We start from the raw sequence: 16,412 nt of genomic DNA, 5'->3' as shown, positions 1-16,412 counted from the left end.
CTGCCTTGCGCGCTATCGTCGTGATATCACTTCGATACTAGGAGAGTCTCATGGAGTTGCGTCGAGCCTTCCGGCTGAACGGATTCCTCATGCTGGGGGTCTTGATACTGCTGATCATCGCGATCGCCGTCGAGGCGCACACGCTGAACACCCGGGGCGGCGATGGCGGTTCGTCGGCCGTCCTGGGTGTGGCGCTGGCCGTCACGCTCCTGGCGGCGGTGCTGGCGGCGAGCGGGTTCATCGTGGTGAATCCCAACCAGGCCAAGGTGATCCAGTTCTTCGGCCAGTACATCGGCTCGGTCAGCGAATCCGGTTTCCACTGGGTCACCCCGCTGTCCAGCCGCCGCGGCATCTCGCTGCGGGTCCGGAACTTCGAGACCCAGAAGCTGAAGGTCAACGATCTGGACGGCAACCCGGTCGAGATCGCGGCCGTGGTCGTGTACCAGGTGGTCGACAGCTACAAGGCCGCCTTCGCCGTCGACGACTACGAGGACTTCGTCCGCACCCAGTCCGAGACCGCGGTCCGGCACCTGGCCACCACCCACCCGTACCAGTCCGACGACGCGAACACCGCCAGCCTGCGCGACGGGTCCGAGGTGGCCGGCGAGCTCACCACCGAACTGCGCGCCCGCACCGAACTGGCCGGCATCGAGATCATCGAGGCCCGCATCACCCACCTCGCCTACGCGCCGGAGATCGCCCAGGCCATGCTGGTCCGCCAGCAGGCCGCCCAGGTGGTCGCCGCCCGCAGCCGCATCGTCGAGGGCGCGGTCGGTATGGTCGGCATGGCCCTGGACCGACTGGCCGACCAGGGCGTGGTCGAACTCGATGAGGAGCGCAAGGCGGCAATGGTGTCCAACCTGCTGGTGGTCCTGTGCGGCGACCGCTCGGCCGCACCCGTCGTCAACGCCGGAACCCTCTACTCCTGATGGTCAAGCGCGAGCCGAAAAAGGTGCTGCTCCGGCTCGATCCGGCGGTCCACGAAGCCATCGCCAAGTGGGCCGCTGACGATCTCCGCAGCATCAACGCCCAAATCGAATTCGCGCTGCGCCTCGCCCTGAAACAGGTTGGGCGTGAACCGAAATAGTCACGACACCACGTTCGAACCGTCGATCAGACAGCCTCGGGCGCGCTTGCGGCCGGTGGAAACGGCTGGGCGGGACGCGTTCGCGCCGCGACCGTCAGCGCGGCTTCTCGGTGACGAAAATGGCTGTGCCGGGGAAGATCTCACCGCGGAGGGGACTCCACTGGCCCCACTCGCGGTCGAGCCACTCGGGCCAGTCGGGTTCGATGATGTCGGTGAGGATCAGGCCGGCGGCGACGATTTCGCGGACGCGGTCGCCGATGGTGCGGTGGTGTTCGACGTAGGTGGGTTCGCCGTCGGAGTCGAGTTCGACATAGGGGGTGCGGTCGAAGTAGGGGATGGTGGCACGCAGGCCCTCCGGGCCCGGGTCGTCGGGGAAGATCCAGCGCATGGGGTGGTTCACCGAGAAGACCCAGCGGCCACCGGGTCGGAGGACACGGTGGACCTCTCGCATCACCTGAGCGGAGTCCGCGACGAAGGGCACCGCGCCGAAAGCGGAGCAGGCCAGATCGAAGGACTCGTCAGCGAAGGGCAATTCCTCGGCGCCCGCCTGGATGAGCGGGACGCGGGGGCCGCCCGCGGCCATGGCGGCGAGCCCGCGGTCGAGCATGGCGCGGGAGATGTCCAGCCCGACCGGGTGCGCGCCGTGCGAGGCGAGCCAGCGCGAGCAGGGCGCCGACCCGCAGCCGATCTCCAGAATCCGCTTGCCGGCGATGTCCCCCAGCAGATGCCAGTCACCCTCGTGCAATCCCTCCGGGCACCACACGAATTCGCCGGCGGGGGAGTCCACGCCGAGGAAGTCGGCGTGGGTTTCGTGGTAGGCCGCGGCGTCGGCGTCCCACCACTTGCGGCTGGCGCGCTGACTGGACTGCGAGTCGACCTTGGTCCGGGTCACTCCCACCGTCCCGAGCAGGGTGTTGGCTTCGGCGTGCCGGGCATCGTCGGTGGTGACGGAGTGATCTTCGGACATGGGCTCACCCTATCGACCCGCGCGCCGGGACCCATGTTTGCTTGGTACAACACCCGTCGCGTACGCTGTTTTCCGCGAGTGTCTTCTGTACCCGGTTTCTCGAGACCGCGTAGAGCAGATAATCGTGCTGTGAGTCCGCATGCTTTTCAGGGCAGCGTTGTGCAGCGTCGCAGCGGTGTGCTGTGCATGACCAACGTTAGTTCCAACGCCTGCTGTTCGCAGCAATACCGAAAGTCCACATGTCCACTACCGACCACAATCCGTCCGGAGCCTCCCAACACATGCCCACCACTGTCACCTCGCCGCAGGTTGCCGTCAACGACATCGGCACTGCCGAGGACTTCCTCGCCGCCATCGACAAGACCATCAAGTACTTCAACGACGGCGACATCGTCGAAGGAACCATCGTCAAGGTCGATCGCGATGAGGTCCTTCTCGACATCGGTTACAAGACCGAAGGCGTGATCCCGTCTCGCGAACTGTCCATCAAGCACGATGTCGACCCGGCCGAGGTCGTTTCCGTGGGCGATGAGGTCGAGGCCCTCGTTCTCACCAAGGAGGACAAGGAAGGCCGCCTGATCCTGTCGAAGAAGCGCGCTCAGTACGAGCGGGCCTGGGGCACGATCGAGGAGCTCAAGGAGAAGGACGAGGCCGTCAAGGGCACCGTCATCGAGGTCGTCAAGGGCGGCCTGATCCTGGACATCGGTCTGCGCGGCTTCCTCCCGGCATCGCTGGTCGAGATGCGTCGCGTGCGCGATCTCCAGCCGTACGTCGGCAAGGAGATCGAGGCCAAGATCATCGAGCTCGACAAGAACCGCAACAACGTGGTCCTGTCGCGTCGCGCCTGGCTCGAGCAGACCCAGTCCGAGGTCCGCAGCGAGTTCCTGCACCAGCTGCAGAAGGGCCAGGTCCGCAAGGGTGTGGTCTCCTCCATCGTCAACTTCGGTGCCTTCGTGGACCTGGGTGGCGTGGACGGTCTGGTGCACGTCTCCGAGCTGTCCTGGAAGCACATCGACCACCCGTCCGAGGTTGTCGAGGTCGGCAACGAGGTCACCGTCGAGGTTCTCGACGTCGACCTGGACCGCGAGCGTGTCTCCCTGTCGCTCAAGGCGACCCAGGAAGACCCGTGGCGCCAGTTCGCCCGCACCCACGCGATCGGCCAGATCGTGCCGGGCAAGGTCACCAAGCTGGTTCCGTTCGGTGCGTTCGTGCGCGTCGAAGAGGGCATCGAGGGCCTGGTGCACATCTCCGAGCTGGCCGAGCGCCACGTCGAGGTCCCGGACCAGGTTGTGGCCGTCGGCGACGACGCCATGGTCAAGGTCATCGACATCGACCTCGAGCGTCGCCGGATCTCGCTGTCGCTGAAGCAGGCCAACGAGGACTACACCGCCGAGTTCGACCCGTCGAAGTACGGCATGGCCGACAGCTACGACGACCAGGGCAACTACATCTTCCCCGAGGGCTTCGACTCCGAGACCAACGAATGGCTCGAGGGCTTCGAGAAGCAGCGTGAGGAGTGGGAGACCCGGTACGCCGAGGCCGAGCGTCGCCACAAGATGCACACCGCTCAGATGGAGAAGATGGCCGCCGACGCCGCCGCCGAGGCTGCCAACGGTGGTCCGTCGAACTACTCCTCGGAGTCGGGTTCGCAGGCTGCGGCTTCGTCCTCCGAGCCGGCCGGTGGCTCGCTCGCGAGCGACGCCCAGCTGGCCGCGCTGCGTGAGAAGCTGTCGGGCAACGCCTGATTCGCTGACACGCGATAAGCGATAGTCGAAGGTCCCCGAGCCGATGGCTCGGGGACCTTCGCTATTCTCTGAGATGACATGTCCGAATCCACCGTCGAGTCGAGCCCATCGCTGTGGGAGCGCCGCAAGATCGAGGCCATGGGCCGTATCCAGCGGGTAGCGCTGGAGCTGTTCGACGAGCACGGCTATCGGGAGGTCACCGTCGAGCGGGTGTGTCACCGAGTTCGATCTACCGGTATTTCGGGACCAAGGAGAATCTGGTCCTCTACGACGAGACCGATCCGAAGCTCCTGGAAATCGTGCGGACGGTCGGCGGCGGCGAAACCCGGGCTCCCCTCGACCTTTTGGCGGCCGCGCGGCCACTCATCCCCGTACTCATCGACGAGATCGTGACCGACGAGGTCGAGTACCGGACGCGGCTGCGCATGGGCTATGTCCGGACCATTCCCGAGGTGAAACTCGGACAGGCGCAGCAGATGCGGGAGCTCGAGGACCAGTTTCGGATACTGCTCGCCGACCGTACCGGCCGCGACCGCAACGACGTGCAGATGCGGCTGGCGGCCGCGATCGCCATCTGGGGTTCCATGGCGGCGCTGGACCATGGGCCGGAACGGGTTTCGCCGTGCGGCTGCGCGACGTCTACCGTGAAGTCGTCGAATCCATCGTGGTCGCGCTGGAGGCCATGTTCCGTTGACGGCGCGGAGCCGGCAGCCACCAGTTCCAGCGGCCCAGCAGCCGCGTGCAGGCCGGGACCAGGATCAGGCGGACGGATCACCGCGTCGATGGCGACCGCGACCGCCAGGGCGAAGCCGATCTCCTTCAGCTCCATGACATCCGCGCTCAGGAAACTGGCGAACACCGCGACCATGATGGCGGCCGCCGCGGTGATGGGCCGGGCAGTCCGCTGCAGGCCCTCGGCGACGGCGGTGGCATTGTCGTGGGTGCGCTCCCAGGCCTCCTTCATACGCCGGATGAGGAAAACCTCGTAGTCCATGGACAATCCGAACAGGACGGCGAAGACCAGCATGGGCAGGAAGACCTGGAGGAAGCCGGCGCTGTGGAAACCCAGCACGGCCTGGCCGACACCGTGCTGGAAGACGGTGACCGTAATGCCCAGGGCCGCACCGGTGGCCAGCAGATTCAGCAGGATCGCCTCGAGCGCCAGCACGATCGAGCGGAAAGTCACCGCCAGGAAGACCAGCGAGGCCGTCAGGACCAGGGCGATGACCCACGGGAAGCCACATGAGATCAGCTGCGACAGGGTCCGGCGGCCACGACCTGAATAGGGGAGAGCAGGCCGGGGCCGAAGTCGTTCTGTGCCAGGCGAGTCGCCTGCCCGGTGGGCCGATCGCCCAGCGAGTTCAGGCCCATGTCGATGCCGTAACTCGGCCCGGCAGTCAATCGGGATGCGCGGCGGCCCGAATCTCCCGGCGAGCCTTGCGATCTCGCACCCCGCGCCGGGTCAGTTCCTCGTTGAATCGGCTCGCCAGGAACATGGCGTAGTCGATGGCGGTGCCGGTGCCGATCATGGTCGCCACAGAGAGCACGAAGGAGTCGAAGGTCAGCAGACCGGCCAGCCCGAACAGCACGCCCCCCAGCGTCCGACGCCGCCGAATCGCGGTGCGGAGTCCGGGAATCGGGGCGGATCGGCGAGCTCCGGACGGGTCATGGAGGCTCCCACGGTCGATACCTGAAAGTCACTCTCAGGTATGGCCGACAGCTGAGGCGGACCCGGCAATGAGGTGCAAGTCACTGTCAGGAACCCACGACTGGACCCACTACGGTTACGAATGGTTCGCTGAGCCGTCACTATTCGAAGGTTGGATGCGAACTGGACGAGCGACCTGGCGTGTTCGCCGCGTTCAATTCCTTTCACTCCTAGCGGGAAGGCACTACCGGAGCATGGGCGTGTTCGCCGGAATCAACAGGCGCGATTTTCTGGCGAAAGCCATGGCCACGGGCGGTGCGGCCTCGCTCGCCGCACTGGCCGGACCGATCATCGAGCGGGCCTACGCCGCGGATCCGGCCGGCATGGGCGGGCTCGGCGACATCGAGCACATCGTGCTGCTCATGCAGGAGAACCGGTCCTTCGACCACTACTTCGGCGCCATGTCCGGCGTGCGCGGCTTCGACGATCCGTCCCCGGCCTGGAACCAGTACGGGTACGCGCCTGGCGTCGGCCCGACCGCGGACGGCTTCCTCAACCCCTTCCGCCTCGACACCACCCGCGGCGCGACCCTCGACGGCGAATGCATCAACGACCCGGACCACAGCTGGGCGGCCATGCACAAGGCGTGGAACAACGGGCGCAACGACGGCTGGATGCCCATGTCCATCGCCTCCGTCGGTGCCGGAAACGGCCCTGCCGCAATGGGTTACTACACCCAGGACGACATCCCGGTGCATTGGGACCTGGCCAATGCCTTCACCCTCTGTGACAGCTACCACTGCTCGGTGCTCGGCCCGACCGACCCCAATCGCCTGTACTGGGTCTCGGCGACCATCGATCCGGACGGCCTCAACGGCGGACCGCTGCTCGAGACCCCGACGCTGATTCCGCAGAACGCCTACAGCTGGCGCACCATGCCGGAGAACCTCTCCGAGGCCGGCGTCAGCTGGAAGATCTACAACAACCGCGACATCGGCCCGCTGTCCTCGGTGCTGCTGGACGGCATGATGGGCTGCTTCAAGCAGGCCGCCGACCCGAATTCCGAACTGGCGCGGCGCGGTAAGGCCCCGGAGTACCCGAAGGACTTCGCCGCCGACGTGGCCGCCGGTACACTCCCCTCGGTCTCCTGGGTGATCCCGCCGCTGCTGAACTGCGAACATCCTGCGCTGCCACCGGCTTTCGGTGCGGTCGGCATCATGCAGGTGCTCGACATCCTGACCTCCAACCCGGCGGTGTGGGAGAAGACCGCGCTCATCGTGTCCTACGACGAGAACGGCGGCTTCTTCGACCACGTCACCCCGCCGACCGCGCCCGCCGGCACGCCGGGTGAGTTCGTCACGGTGCCGACGGACAAGAAGTTCGAGGGCATCACCGGTCCGATCGGCCTCGGCTACCGCGTGCCGTGCTTTGTGATCTCGCCCTACAGCCGCGGCGGCCTGGTGGCCTCTGAGACCTTCGACCACACCTCGCAGCTGCGCCTGATCGAGCGCCGCTTCGGGGTGGACGTGCCCAACCTGACGGCGTGGCGGCGGAGCGTGACCGGCGATATGACCTCGGCCTTCGACTTCGCCTCGGCTCCAGACGCCACGAAACCCGCCTTCGCCCCGGCGAATCGGAAGGTCGATGCGGCCATCGCGCAGTGCGGGCCGAATCTCGCCCTGGGCACCGCGACCGTCGGCACGCCCTATCCGGTGCCGCCGAACTCCATGCCCAAGCAGGATCCCGGCACACGGCGCCGGCCCAGCGGAATCGTGTAGGAGTTCCGGTGCCGCTGGGCGAACGGCCCAGCGGCACCGTGTGACACGCACGCAAAAGGGTGGCTCGGTCCGAATCGGACCGGGCCACTGTGTGTTTCGGGGGAGCGGATCAACTCGGGCGGCGGATCGGCCGACCGTGCCGGATCAGCCGGCGGTGGCGGGTACCCAGCGCCGCACGACGCGAGTCTCGGGCGACCGTTTTCGCTGGGCCGCGACGCTGTGCCGGGCCGGGTTGAGCAGTGTGCTCAGCCAGGAGCGACGGTGCTCGACGAGAGCGGCTGCGACGGCGGGGATCTCGATGCAATGCACGGTGCCCGCCAGGCCCAGACGGTGGCGACCCGTCTGGAGTTTTTTGGTGCCCACTGATGTTCCTTCTCTTGCGTGTTACCGGCCTAAGATCGCCTGCGGCGAACCATAGCCGAACAAAAGTGTGCGTCACCGAATATTGCGCGACATTCACCCCGGCGTGTCGGAATCTTGCCGACAAACGGTCCGTATTCTCCGAAAAAGTTGCGAAATGGTCTCATGGGTGTCACGGAATGGCCAAGTACTGCACTTGCAGGTGAAACCGCAGCCCGGAGGGGATAACCCTGATGGGCACGGTGACCGCCGCTGATGCGAGACTGAACGAATGTTGCGAATCGGTCTCACCGGAGGCATGGGCGCGGGCAAATCCACCGTGGCCCGCATTCTCACCGAGCGCGGAGCCGTGCTGGTGGACAGTGACGTCATCGCCCGCGAGGTGGTCGCGCCCGGCACCGAGGGGCTGGCCGCCCTGGTCGCGGCCTTCGGTGCGGACATCCTCGCCGCCGACGGCAGCCTCGACCGACCGGCCCTCGCCGCCAAGGCCTTCGCCTCGGACGAGGCCCGTGCCACCCTCAACGGCATCACGCACCCGCTGGTCGGCCGGCGCACCGCCGCGCTCATCGCCGCCGCCCCCGCGGACGGCATTGTGGTGCAGGACATTCCGCTGCTGGTCGAGAACGGCCTCGCGCCCTTCATGAACCTGGTGGTCATCGTGGACGCCGCCGAGGAGACCCGGCTGCGCCGCCTGGTGGAGTTCCGCGGCATCGACGAGGCCGACGCCCGCGCCCGCATCGCCGCCCAGGCCACCGACGCCCAGCGCCGGGCCGTGGCCGACGTGCTGCTCGACAACAATGGCGCGACCGGTGTCATCGATGCCGAGGTGCACCGGCTGTGGGACGAGCGCCTGGTTCCCTTCGAACGCAACCTGCGCACCCGCACACCCGCCGCCCGGCCGGAACTGCCCGTGGCGGAGGCGAATCCGGAATGGCCCGCGCAGGCCCGGCGGGTGATCGCGCGGCTCGCCGTGGCGTGCGGCGCGGACGCGCGAAGCATCGAACACGTCGGGCCGACCTCGGTGGCGGGCAAACCGGCCGCCGATGTCCTCGACATCCGGATCACGGTCGCCGACGGCGCCGTCGTGGACGGCCTGCGGGATCGCCTGACGGACATCGGTTTCCCGCCGGCCGCCGCGGGGGACGCGCTGCTCGCCGCGTCGGGTGTGGATCTTGCGGCAGGGGAATGGCTGCATGCGAACGCCGACCCGGGCCGCCCGGTCAATCTGATCATCGGCGTCTGACCCGGCCGGAGCCGCCTCGACGGTAGAGGGGCCGTCTGCACCCCTCGGTGCGGACGGCCCCTCCGTCTTGGGCCTACATCCAGGTCAGCGTGATGCCCTTGGATGCCAGCCAGGCCTCGAAATTGTGGCCGTGCGCGGCGATTCCGTCGATGGTCGAGGTGGCCGATTCGATGGCCTGCTGAGCCTCGGACAGGGTGACGTAGCCGGCGGCGTGCGCGGCGAGCAGCTCGTCCACGTCGAGCAGTTCGACCTCGCGGCCCTGGCGGACCACCAGATCGAGGTAGTGGTCGACAGACTTCCACTGCTTCGGGCCGACCTGCGCGAATTCGCCGATGTCGATGTAGTAGTCCTGGTCGCGCCGGTGTGCGGGGGTGAAGTGGAACACGGTGGCGCGGATGGACACCGTTGGCAGCAGCCAGGATTCGATGTAGTGGAACTCGGGATGGTCGGAGGTGCGGGCCATGTACATCCCCCATGGCTCGACCTGGTACCGCTCCACCTGCCGCACGAAACCCTTGGGATCGATATTGGTGAGCTCGTCGATATTGAAGTACTCCACCTTGGGTCGGTGCAGATCTACCGCGGGTGCCCGAGTCATGCCATTCAGCATCGCGTGTCGGGCGGCGGTCGTCCAGGGGAGCGGATGTCGCGTCGCCGCCAGATTGCTGGAATCCGGCGCCGACCGGGGCGAATTTTCCGAAAACGCGATCTGAAGCGGTAGTGTTTCGCTAATGTGCGGCTGCGCCGTTTCGTCGCGCACGACACTCGCCGCGCCTGGGCGGGTGCCTCAACCCAAGGGAAGTACTGCATGAACGCACACACAACCCGTGCTCGCCGGGTCGGCATGGGATTGACGACCTTCGGCGCGGTGGCAGGGACCGTCGTCCTGGTCGCTCCGCAGGCCGGTGCCTGGCCGTCCAATCTGGAGGTCTCGGGCTCTGCTCACAATGTCGGCTGCTCCTACACGCTCACCGCGAGCGTCGAGGTCGACCGCCTGACCTCGGTGTCGTTCACCGACAATGGCGTCGAGCTGACGGGCAGCCCGGTGTCGCCCTCATTGCTGAGCAACAAGGTCACCATCAACTGGACCCCGAGCACCGCCGGTTCGCATGAGCTGAAGGCCACCCAGACCCTCATCTCGAAGTCGATCACCGTGCAGGTGGATCCGGCCAGCAGCTTCGGTAGCTTCGGCTGCGGCCTCAACGGACTGCTGCCGAGCCTGTCCGGCTAGTCGGAGGACGGACAGACCCGTTCGAGCCCGCCCGGTCCGTGCCGCACGGACCGGGCGGGTGTGTCTCTACAGCCAGCTGAGCGTGATGCCCTGGCCGGCCAGCCAACGGTCGACATCGTGACCGCAGCCGGCGATGCCGTCCACCACGGCGGTGGCCCGCTCGATGGCGAGATGGGTGCGCGCGGTGTCGAAATGCCCTGCGGCATGGGCGCTCAGCAGCTGGTCGATGCCGACCAGCTCGGGCGCCTGGCCCCGGCGCGCCACCACGTGCAGGTAGTGACTCTCGGCCCGCCACTTCTTGGCCTCGCACGCGCCGTACTCGCCGATGTCGAGGTAGTAGGTCTGGCTGCGATCGTGGCCGGGCCGCAGGTGGTAGACCGTGGCGCGCAGCGTGAGCTCGGGCAGCAGCCAGGACTCGATGTAGTGGAAACGTGGGTTGTCCACTGTCCGTTCGACATACAGACCGAACGGTTCTGCATGTAAACGCTCCACAGGGTGGAGAAACCCGCGATAATCGGTCCACGACAGATCCGCGAGATTGAAGTATTCGAGTCTTGGGCGATGCGGAGACACCGGAGAAGTGTTGCCGATCGTGCCGTAGGGGTGTGCGCCATTGATGGAATTCCGCTGTGGCGTATGCAGACCGGTCATCGCCCTGCCTCTTCTCGAATCGTGCGACCAGCGAGCTCAGAGTACACCCGGGAAGCGCGATTCAAACCGTAGCGAACCGACTGAGATCTACACGACATCGACGGGACGAAAACCCTTGGGGTAACGGTCAATTCGGACATTTACCGATGGTTTACGAAATCGTTTGTGATGCATGGGGAACCGAGCGGGGGCGACCCTGTCGACACCGAGTTGGACCCCGGCAACCGTGCCCGAAGCGACGACTGATTTCGAGAGGCGAGGGTAACTCGCCGGGGACGACCAGAATCGGTTCGGCGCCCAACCGCCGGCACGGGTTGTCACGGTCAACGGCTCTCGGCCGTCCGCTGAAGGCGCGGGGAGGCGGACAGAACTGTCGGTGGGGGGTCCTAGGCTGGGGTCATGGCGTTTGCAACCGAGATCCCGGACGACCTGCCGCTGGCCCATTCCGAGCACCGGCCCATCAGCGACGTCGAGCGCGTCGATGGGCAGTTCCAGGTCGTCAGCGAGCATCGCCCGGCCGGTGACCAGCCCGCCGCCATCGAGGAGCTCGAGCGGCGCATCCGGGGCGGCGAGAAGGATGTGGTGCTGCTGGGCGCCACCGGTACCGGTAAGTCCGCCACCACGGCCTGGCTGATCGAGCGGTTGCAGCGGCCCACGCTGGTCATGGCGCCGAACAAGACCCTGGCCGCGCAGCTGGCCAACGAGCTGCGCGAGATGCTGCCGAACAACGCGGTCGAGTACTTCGTCTCGTACTACGACTACTACCAGCCCGAGGCCTACATCGCGCAGACCGACACCTATATCGAGAAGGACAGCTCGATCAACGACGATGTCGAGCGGCTGCGGCACTCGGCCACGTCGAGCCTGCTCTCGCGGCGGGATGTGGTGGTGGTGGCGTCGGTGTCGTGTATCTACGGTCTCGGCACGCCGCAGTCGTACCTGGATCGGTCGGTGCAGCTGGAGGTCGGCACCGAGATCGATCGCGATCGGCTGCTGCGCCTGCTGGTGGATGTGCAATACACCCGCAATGACATGTCGTTCACCCGCGGTAGTTTCCGGGTGCGCGGCGACACCGTCGAAATCATTCCCTCCTACGAGGAATTGGCGGTGCGCATCGAATTCTTCGGTGACGAGATCGAGGCGCTCTATTATCTGCACCCGCTCACCGGTGATGTGGTGCGTCAGGTGGATATGGTCCGGATTTTCCCGGCCACCCACTATGTGGCGGGACCGGAACGCATGGAGCGGGCCGTGCGGGATATCGAAGCGGAGCTCGACGAGCGGCTCGCGGATTTGGAGAAGCAGGGCAAATTGCTGGAGGCGCAACGACTTCGGATGCGCACCCAGTACGACCTGGAGATGATCAAGCAGGTCGGTTTCTGCTCCGGTATCGAGAATTATTCGCGGCATATCGACGGTCGTGCCGCCGGGACCGCGCCGGCCACGCTGCTGGATTACTTCCCCGAGGATTTCCTGCTCGTCATCGACGAATCGCATGTGACCGTGCCGCAGATCGGCGGCATGTACGAGGGTGATATGTCGCGCAAGCGGAACCTGGTGGAGTACGGCTTCCGGCTGCCGTCGGCGGTGGACAACCGGCCGCTCACCTGGGAGGAGTTCGCCGATCGGATCGGGCAGGCGGTGTACCTGTCGGCCACGCCCGGCCCGTACGAATTGGGTCAGACCGGTGGCGAATTCGTCGAGCAGGTCATTCGGCCCACCGGCCTGGTGGATCCGCAGGTGGTGGTCAAGCCGACCAAGGGGCAGATCGACGATCTGGTGCACGAGATCCGGCTGCGCACCGAGCGCGACGAGCGCGTGCTGGTCACCACGCTGACCAAGAAGATGGCCGAGGATCTCACGGACTATCTGCTAGGTCTCGGTGTGCGCGTGCGCTATCTGCACTCGGAGATCGACACCCTGCGCCGCGTCGAATTGCTGCGACAGCTGCGGCTGGGTGAATATGACGTACTGGTCGGCATCAACCTGCTGCGTGAGGGTCTGGACCTCCCCGAGGTTTCACTGGTGGCGATTCTCGATGCCGACAAGGAAGGCTTCCTGCGTTCGGCCACCAGCCTCATCCAGACCATCGGCCGTGCGGCGCGCAATGTCTCGGGCGAGGTCCACATGTACGCGGACAAGATCACCGACTCCATGCGCCACGCCATCGACGAGACCGAACGCCGCCGGGCCAAGCAGATCGCCTACAACGAAGAGCGCGGCATCGACCCGAAACCGTTGCGCAAGAAGATCGCCGACATTCTCGACCAGGTGTATCGCGAGGCCGAGGAGACCGAGGTCGAGGTGGGTGGCTCGGGCCGCAATGTCAGCCGCGGCCGCCGCGCCCAGGGCGAGCCCGGCCGGGCGGTGAGCGCCGGTGTCTACGAGGGCCGCGATGTGAAGAACATGCCGCGCGCCGAACTTGCCGATCTCATCAAGGACATGACCGCGCAGATGATGAACGCGGCCCGTGAGCTGCAGTTCGAGCTCGCCGGACGACTCCGCGACGAGATCGCCGATCTGAAGAAGGAACTACGCGGCATGGATGCCGCCGGTCTCTCGTGAGAGAAAGCCTGCGGCGCAAGGACCTTCGACCGGCAGGTGGCGGGCCGGCCGCGCGACCGACGGCAGTGCCCCTTGTCATGACCTCATGCTCTCGGCCGGGATTCACGGCAAATCGGTTGGATTCCAGCCGAACGCACGCGCGGATGACGGACAAGGCTCCGCGCCCGGCAGATGGTCTGCCGGGCGGGGGAGTCACTTTGTCAGGCCTGCTGGGCCATCCACTCGTTTACGCGGCGTTCGGCCTCTTCGCGGGAGACGTCTTCAACTCGCGTCATGACGATCCAGCGGTGGCCGAACGGATCCATGACCCGGCCGAAGCGGTCGCCGGTGACGAAGGTGGCGGGTTCGGCGACGAAGCGGGCGCCGTTCTCGGAGGCCAGCTTCGAGACGGCGTCCACGTCCGGGCAGTAGTGGACGACGCTGGTGTGGACCCAGTCATCGGCGGGGGCGCGCAGGCCCTCGTCGGGAATGGGCATGCCGACCTGGATGGTGGAGTCGCCGATGAGGAGTTCGGCGTGTGCGGCCTGGCCGTCGGGAAGATCGTTGCGGCTCAGCACCTTCGCGCCGAAGACGGCGGAGTAGAACTCGATGGCCGCATTGGCGTCCGGGACGGCCAGGAAGCAGGTGATGGAGTGGTAGCCCTCGGGGATCGGATTCACTGCGTTGCTCATGTGCATCACTCTCGCCGCCGCGGCGGCGATGGTCTTGTAAGAAAGCGACAGGCGCGATGACCAGTGGAAACACTGCCGAAGGAGTCGGAGGAAGCACTGCCGGAGGCCGGTTCTCACCGCGGCCGGTGCCGCCGCCGGAGACCGCCAAGGGCATTCTGCGACCCCGTCAGCAGAACCAGGCCAACAACCACTCCCGGCTGCCCGCGAGCCCGCGGGTGTCCCGCTATGTCGAGTGGTACTGGGCGGTGCGCTGGGATCGCCGGGGCCAGCCGCCCTTCCAGGCCGAGGTGCTGTCGTACCCCTGCGTGAACCTCACCTTCGAACGCACCCACGAACGCACCGGCGCCTTCGTCACCGGCGTGTGGACCACCAAGTACGTGCGGGAATTGGCCGGGGAGGGCGAGACTTTCGGCGTCAAGTTCCGGGCCGGCGGCTTCGGCGCGTTCACGGGCCTGGACGTCGGTGCACTCAGTGATGCCTCGGTCCCGGCAGCCGATATCTTCCCGGCGGCCGACGCCCTCTCCGAGGCCGTGCTCGCGACCGCCGATGCCGAACGCCGCCGGGATCTGATCGAGGATTTCCTGGTCGGGGTCCGGCGCGAGGAGGCCGGTGGGGGCGACGACACCGCCTACCGCCAGGTGCTGGCCGTCATCGAGGCCATGGAGCACGATCGCGATCTGACCCGCGTCGACCAGGTCACCGAGCGTTTCGGCATTCCCGTCCGGACCCTGCAGCGGCTGTTCCGCCGTTATGTCGGTGCGGGCCCGAAATGGGTGCTGCGCCGCTATCGCCTCCAGGACGGCGCACATCTGCTGGCCGAGGGCCGCACCTCGGACCTGGCCGCGCTGGCCGTCGAGCTCGGCTACTTCGATCAGGCGCACTTCTCCAACGAGTTCGCCAAGGAGATCGGATTGCCTCCGCTCGAATACGCCCGCATCTCGCTACCATCCTGACAACTGCTGGTCCGGGAATAATGTCGGTACCCCAGAAGTTGGTTGCCGTGTCACCCAATGGCATATCGATCATCGAAGGAGCAGGCCATGGACGTGCTGGTATTGATCGGACGGATCCTGTTCGCGCTGCTGTTCCTCGGCTCGGGCTTCGGGCATGTCGCGCAGCGGAAGACGATGGTGCAGTACGCGCAGTTCAAGGGGGTGCCCATGGCCGAGTTGGCGGTGCCGGCATCGGGCGTGCTGCTGCTGGCCGGTGGGCTGAGCGTGCTGCTGGGCGTCTGGGCCGACCTGGGCACGCTGCTGCTGCTCGTCTTCCTGATTCCGACCGCCCTCCTCATGCACCCCTTCTGGAAGGAGACCGACGCGGAGGCCAAGCAGACCGAGATGGTCCACTTCAATAAGGACATCGCGCTCGCGGGCGCGGCGCTGATGCTGTTCGCCTTCTTCGCCCACACCGGCGGGGATCTCGGATTGACGCTCACCGGACCGCTTTTCAGCCTCTGATCCGATCCGGGCGCGTTAGTATTGCGCGTCATTGATCGGCCGGAGGGGAAGAGGATCGCATGTCCATCCTCAGCGCGATTCTCGGCTGGTTGTGGGCGGAATATCGCGAGCTGTGAGGCAACGCCAAGTCACTGTTCCGCGGGCCGTTCGTTGTGCGATGTCACAACGAACGGCCCGCGGCCGGTCCGGGGGATATCGGGCTTGTGACGAATCTCCCAGGGAGGCAACACCGTTGGCATATTGTGGGCCACGTCGCGGCGCTCGGGAAATTCGCTGGTAGCCCAGGCTGTCTTCGCGGCGGGAACCGGAATGTGTCCGTACCCGATCCCGCCACGGAAGTGTGATGTGTTGCGATATCGAATATTTCCGCCGGTTGTGCCGCTATTGTCAGGCGAAGTTGCCGCGGTGAAAACCCACTGTCGAGGATTCCGCGGCCCCGACCCTTGTACTTGGAGGAGAAATGACCGCCTACCGGACGATCGTCGTCGGTACCGATGGCTCGGACTCGTCGTACGTCGCCGTCGAGCGGGCCGCGGCTCTGGCCGGCGACGAGGGCGCCACGCTGTACATCGCCTGCGCGTATTTCCCGACCGACGACCGCGATGTGGCCGCGGCCGCGGACGTGCTGAAGGACGAGGCCTACCAGGTGCGCGGCTCCGCGCCGACCAGCGAGATCCTGCGCGTCGCGCGGGACAAGGCCGTCGCCGTCGGCGCGGTGAACGTGGTGGAGAAGGCCGTCATCGGCGAGCCCGTCGAGTCGCTGCTGGACCTGGTGAAGGAGGTGGAGGCCGACCTGCTCGTCGTCGGTAACCGCGGCCTCAACACCCTGGCCGGCCGCCTGCTCGGCTCGGTGCCGTCGGATGTGGCGCGCAAGTCCCGCTGCGACGTGCTGATCGTGCACACCGTGCGCTGAGCGAATCCTGGTTCCAGCGGAGCGGGGGGGGCCCCCGGGGGGGGGGGGCCCCCCCGGGGGGGGGGGGGGGCCCCCGGGCAATCCCCCCGGCACGGC

18 protein-coding genes and 1 pseudogene are annotated in these 16,412 nt (G+C 66.6%); 11 read left to right on the top strand and 8 right to left on the bottom strand.

Translation table 11 applies throughout. The features are described 5' to 3' along the window. Positions 1 to 50: 50 nt before the first annotated feature. Both AB0L60_RS27965 and AB0L60_RS27960 read left to right on the top strand, forming a co-directional pair. On the top strand, positions 51 to 929 hold the full coding sequence (locus tag AB0L60_RS27965; protein WP_354846126.1) for an SPFH domain-containing protein: 879 nt from the start codon (positions 51 to 53) through the stop codon (positions 927 to 929). Beyond that, a complete protein-coding gene (locus tag AB0L60_RS27960) occupies positions 929 to 1,087 on the top strand; it encodes a hypothetical protein (protein WP_196054659.1) in 159 nt (52 codons plus the stop codon). The genes AB0L60_RS27965 and AB0L60_RS27960 overlap by 1 nt, the downstream gene beginning before the upstream one ends. Positions 1,088 to 1,181: 94 nt before the next feature. Here AB0L60_RS27960 and AB0L60_RS27955 read toward each other — a convergent pair whose 3' ends face one another. After that, complete coding sequence (locus AB0L60_RS27955) at positions 1,182 to 2,054, bottom strand: class I SAM-dependent methyltransferase (protein WP_364619502.1); 873 nt, start codon at positions 2,052 to 2,054, stop codon at positions 1,182 to 1,184. 281 nt (positions 2,055 to 2,335) lie between these two features. Between AB0L60_RS27955 and rpsA the strand changes: the two genes are divergently transcribed. Beyond that, the gene (gene rpsA, locus AB0L60_RS27950) at positions 2,336 to 3,799 is read left to right on the top strand and encodes a 30S ribosomal protein S1 (protein WP_040856871.1); all 1,464 of its coding nucleotides are present in this window, start codon (positions 2,336 to 2,338) and stop codon (positions 3,797 to 3,799) included. 113 nt (positions 3,800 to 3,912) lie between these two features. Next, positions 3,913 to 4,059, top strand: a pseudogene (locus tag AB0L60_RS27945) (TetR/AcrR family transcriptional regulator); the annotation flags it as partial. 170 nt (positions 4,060 to 4,229) lie between these two features. Here the strand turns inward: AB0L60_RS27945 and AB0L60_RS27940 are convergent. The 3 genes from AB0L60_RS27940 to AB0L60_RS27930 form a co-directional block, all read right to left on the bottom strand. Beyond that, a complete protein-coding gene (locus AB0L60_RS27940) occupies positions 4,230 to 4,985 on the bottom strand; it encodes an MMPL family transporter (RefSeq protein ID WP_364619498.1) in 756 nt (251 codons plus the stop codon). Between the two features lie 62 nt (positions 4,986 to 5,047). Continuing rightward, on the bottom strand, positions 5,048 to 5,200 hold the full coding sequence (locus tag AB0L60_RS27935) for a hypothetical protein (RefSeq protein ID WP_364619495.1): 153 nt from the start codon (positions 5,198 to 5,200) through the stop codon (positions 5,048 to 5,050). Continuing rightward, positions 5,197 to 5,388 carry an MMPL family transporter gene (locus AB0L60_RS27930; RefSeq protein WP_364619492.1) on the bottom strand — a complete coding sequence of 64 codons (192 nt, stop codon included), beginning with the start codon at positions 5,386 to 5,388 and terminating at the stop codon, positions 5,197 to 5,199. Before AB0L60_RS27930 ends, AB0L60_RS27935 begins: the two co-directional genes overlap by 4 nt. 313 nt (positions 5,389 to 5,701) lie before the next feature. Here AB0L60_RS27930 and AB0L60_RS27925 point away from each other — a divergent pair, with 313 nt between their 5' ends. Further along, the gene (locus tag AB0L60_RS27925; protein ID WP_364619489.1) at positions 5,702 to 7,225 is read left to right on the top strand and encodes an alkaline phosphatase family protein; all 1,524 of its coding nucleotides are present in this window, start codon (positions 5,702 to 5,704) and stop codon (positions 7,223 to 7,225) included. A 144-nt stretch (positions 7,226 to 7,369) separates the two neighbouring features. Here AB0L60_RS27925 and AB0L60_RS27920 read toward each other — a convergent pair whose 3' ends face one another. Then, positions 7,370 to 7,588, bottom strand: coding sequence for a hypothetical protein (locus AB0L60_RS27920; protein WP_364619486.1), 219 nt, complete (start codon positions 7,586 to 7,588; stop codon positions 7,370 to 7,372). 268 nt (positions 7,589 to 7,856) lie between these two features. Between AB0L60_RS27920 and coaE the strand changes: the two genes are divergently transcribed. After that, positions 7,857 to 8,828: a dephospho-CoA kinase gene (coaE, locus tag AB0L60_RS27915; protein ID WP_364619483.1), complete on the top strand. Its 972-nt coding sequence runs from the start codon at positions 7,857 to 7,859 to the stop codon at positions 8,826 to 8,828. Positions 8,829 to 8,901: 73 nt separating this feature from the next. On the opposite strand, the gene AB0L60_RS27910 is transcribed toward coaE, so the two are convergent. Further along, a complete protein-coding gene (locus AB0L60_RS27910; protein WP_364619480.1) occupies positions 8,902 to 9,426 on the bottom strand; it encodes a DUF402 domain-containing protein in 525 nt (174 codons plus the stop codon). A gap of 210 nt (positions 9,427 to 9,636) precedes the next feature. Here AB0L60_RS27910 and AB0L60_RS27905 point away from each other — a divergent pair, with 210 nt between their 5' ends. Beyond that, positions 9,637 to 10,059 carry a hypothetical protein gene (locus AB0L60_RS27905; protein ID WP_364619478.1) on the top strand — a complete coding sequence of 141 codons (423 nt, stop codon included), beginning with the start codon at positions 9,637 to 9,639 and terminating at the stop codon, positions 10,057 to 10,059. A gap of 66 nt (positions 10,060 to 10,125) precedes the next feature. On the opposite strand, the gene AB0L60_RS27900 is transcribed toward AB0L60_RS27905, so the two are convergent. After that, positions 10,126 to 10,503: a DUF402 domain-containing protein gene (locus AB0L60_RS27900; protein WP_364619475.1), complete on the bottom strand. Its 378-nt coding sequence runs from the start codon at positions 10,501 to 10,503 to the stop codon at positions 10,126 to 10,128. A 606-nt stretch (positions 10,504 to 11,109) separates the two neighbouring features. On the opposite strand from AB0L60_RS27900, the gene uvrB reads away from it, so the two are divergent. Next, positions 11,110 to 13,275: an excinuclease ABC subunit UvrB gene (gene uvrB, locus AB0L60_RS27895; protein WP_364619473.1), complete on the top strand. Its 2,166-nt coding sequence runs from the start codon at positions 11,110 to 11,112 to the stop codon at positions 13,273 to 13,275. A 200-nt stretch (positions 13,276 to 13,475) separates the two neighbouring features. Here the strand turns inward: uvrB and AB0L60_RS27890 are convergent, their stop codons facing one another. Beyond that, positions 13,476 to 13,946, bottom strand: coding sequence for a VOC family protein (locus AB0L60_RS27890; RefSeq protein ID WP_364619470.1), 471 nt, complete (start codon positions 13,944 to 13,946; stop codon positions 13,476 to 13,478). Positions 13,947 to 14,071: 125 nt separating this feature from the next. Between AB0L60_RS27890 and AB0L60_RS27885 the strand changes: the two genes are divergently transcribed. The 3 genes from AB0L60_RS27885 (at position 14,072) to AB0L60_RS27875 (ending at position 16,316) form a co-directional block, all read left to right on the top strand. Continuing rightward, the gene (locus tag AB0L60_RS27885; protein ID WP_364619468.1) at positions 14,072 to 14,899 is read left to right on the top strand and encodes a helix-turn-helix domain-containing protein; all 828 of its coding nucleotides are present in this window, start codon (positions 14,072 to 14,074) and stop codon (positions 14,897 to 14,899) included. Positions 14,900 to 14,986: 87 nt separating this feature from the next. Next, positions 14,987 to 15,403 carry a DoxX family protein gene (locus AB0L60_RS27880; RefSeq protein ID WP_364619466.1) on the top strand — a complete coding sequence of 139 codons (417 nt, stop codon included), beginning with the start codon at positions 14,987 to 14,989 and terminating at the stop codon, positions 15,401 to 15,403. A gap of 460 nt (positions 15,404 to 15,863) precedes the next feature. Then, positions 15,864 to 16,316, top strand: a complete 453-nt coding sequence (locus AB0L60_RS27875; protein ID WP_364619463.1) for a universal stress protein — start codon at positions 15,864 to 15,866, stop codon at positions 16,314 to 16,316. The last annotated feature ends 96 nt before the right edge of the window (positions 16,317 to 16,412 follow it).

It is taken from the genome of Nocardia sp. NPDC051981, assembly GCF_040680715.1.
Lineage (GTDB): Bacteria > Actinomycetota > Actinomycetes > Mycobacteriales > Mycobacteriaceae > Nocardia.
The sequence above is the reverse complement of the archived record's forward strand: the minus strand, read 5'-3'. Positions and strand labels throughout refer to the sequence as shown.

Bases quoted from the DNA above. Each gene is read 5' to 3' on its own strand.
- AB0L60_RS27965 (WP_354846126.1), top strand. From the start codon at position 51: ATGGAGTTGCGTCGAGCCTTCCGGCTGAACGGATTCCTCATGCTGGGG.
- AB0L60_RS27960 (WP_196054659.1), top strand. From the start codon at position 929: ATGGTCAAGCGCGAGCCGAAAAAGGTGCTGCTCCGGCTCGATCCGGCG.
- AB0L60_RS27955 (WP_364619502.1), bottom strand. From the start codon at position 2,054: ATGTCCGAAGATCACTCCGTCACCACCGACGATGCCCGGCACGCCGAA.
- rpsA (WP_040856871.1), top strand. From the start codon at position 2,336: ATGCCCACCACTGTCACCTCGCCGCAGGTTGCCGTCAACGACATCGGC.
- AB0L60_RS27925 (WP_364619489.1), top strand. From the start codon at position 5,702: ATGGGCGTGTTCGCCGGAATCAACAGGCGCGATTTTCTGGCGAAAGCC.
- coaE (WP_364619483.1), top strand. From the start codon at position 7,857: ATGTTGCGAATCGGTCTCACCGGAGGCATGGGCGCGGGCAAATCCACC.
- AB0L60_RS27910 (WP_364619480.1), bottom strand. From the start codon at position 9,426: ATGACTCGGGCACCCGCGGTAGATCTGCACCGACCCAAGGTGGAGTAC.
- AB0L60_RS27905 (WP_364619478.1), top strand. From the start codon at position 9,637: ATGAACGCACACACAACCCGTGCTCGCCGGGTCGGCATGGGATTGACG.
- uvrB (WP_364619473.1), top strand. From the start codon at position 11,110: ATGGCGTTTGCAACCGAGATCCCGGACGACCTGCCGCTGGCCCATTCC.
- AB0L60_RS27890 (WP_364619470.1), bottom strand. From the start codon at position 13,946: ATGAGCAACGCAGTGAATCCGATCCCCGAGGGCTACCACTCCATCACC.
- AB0L60_RS27880 (WP_364619466.1), top strand. From the start codon at position 14,987: ATGGACGTGCTGGTATTGATCGGACGGATCCTGTTCGCGCTGCTGTTC.
- AB0L60_RS27875 (WP_364619463.1), top strand. From the start codon at position 15,864: ATGACCGCCTACCGGACGATCGTCGTCGGTACCGATGGCTCGGACTCG.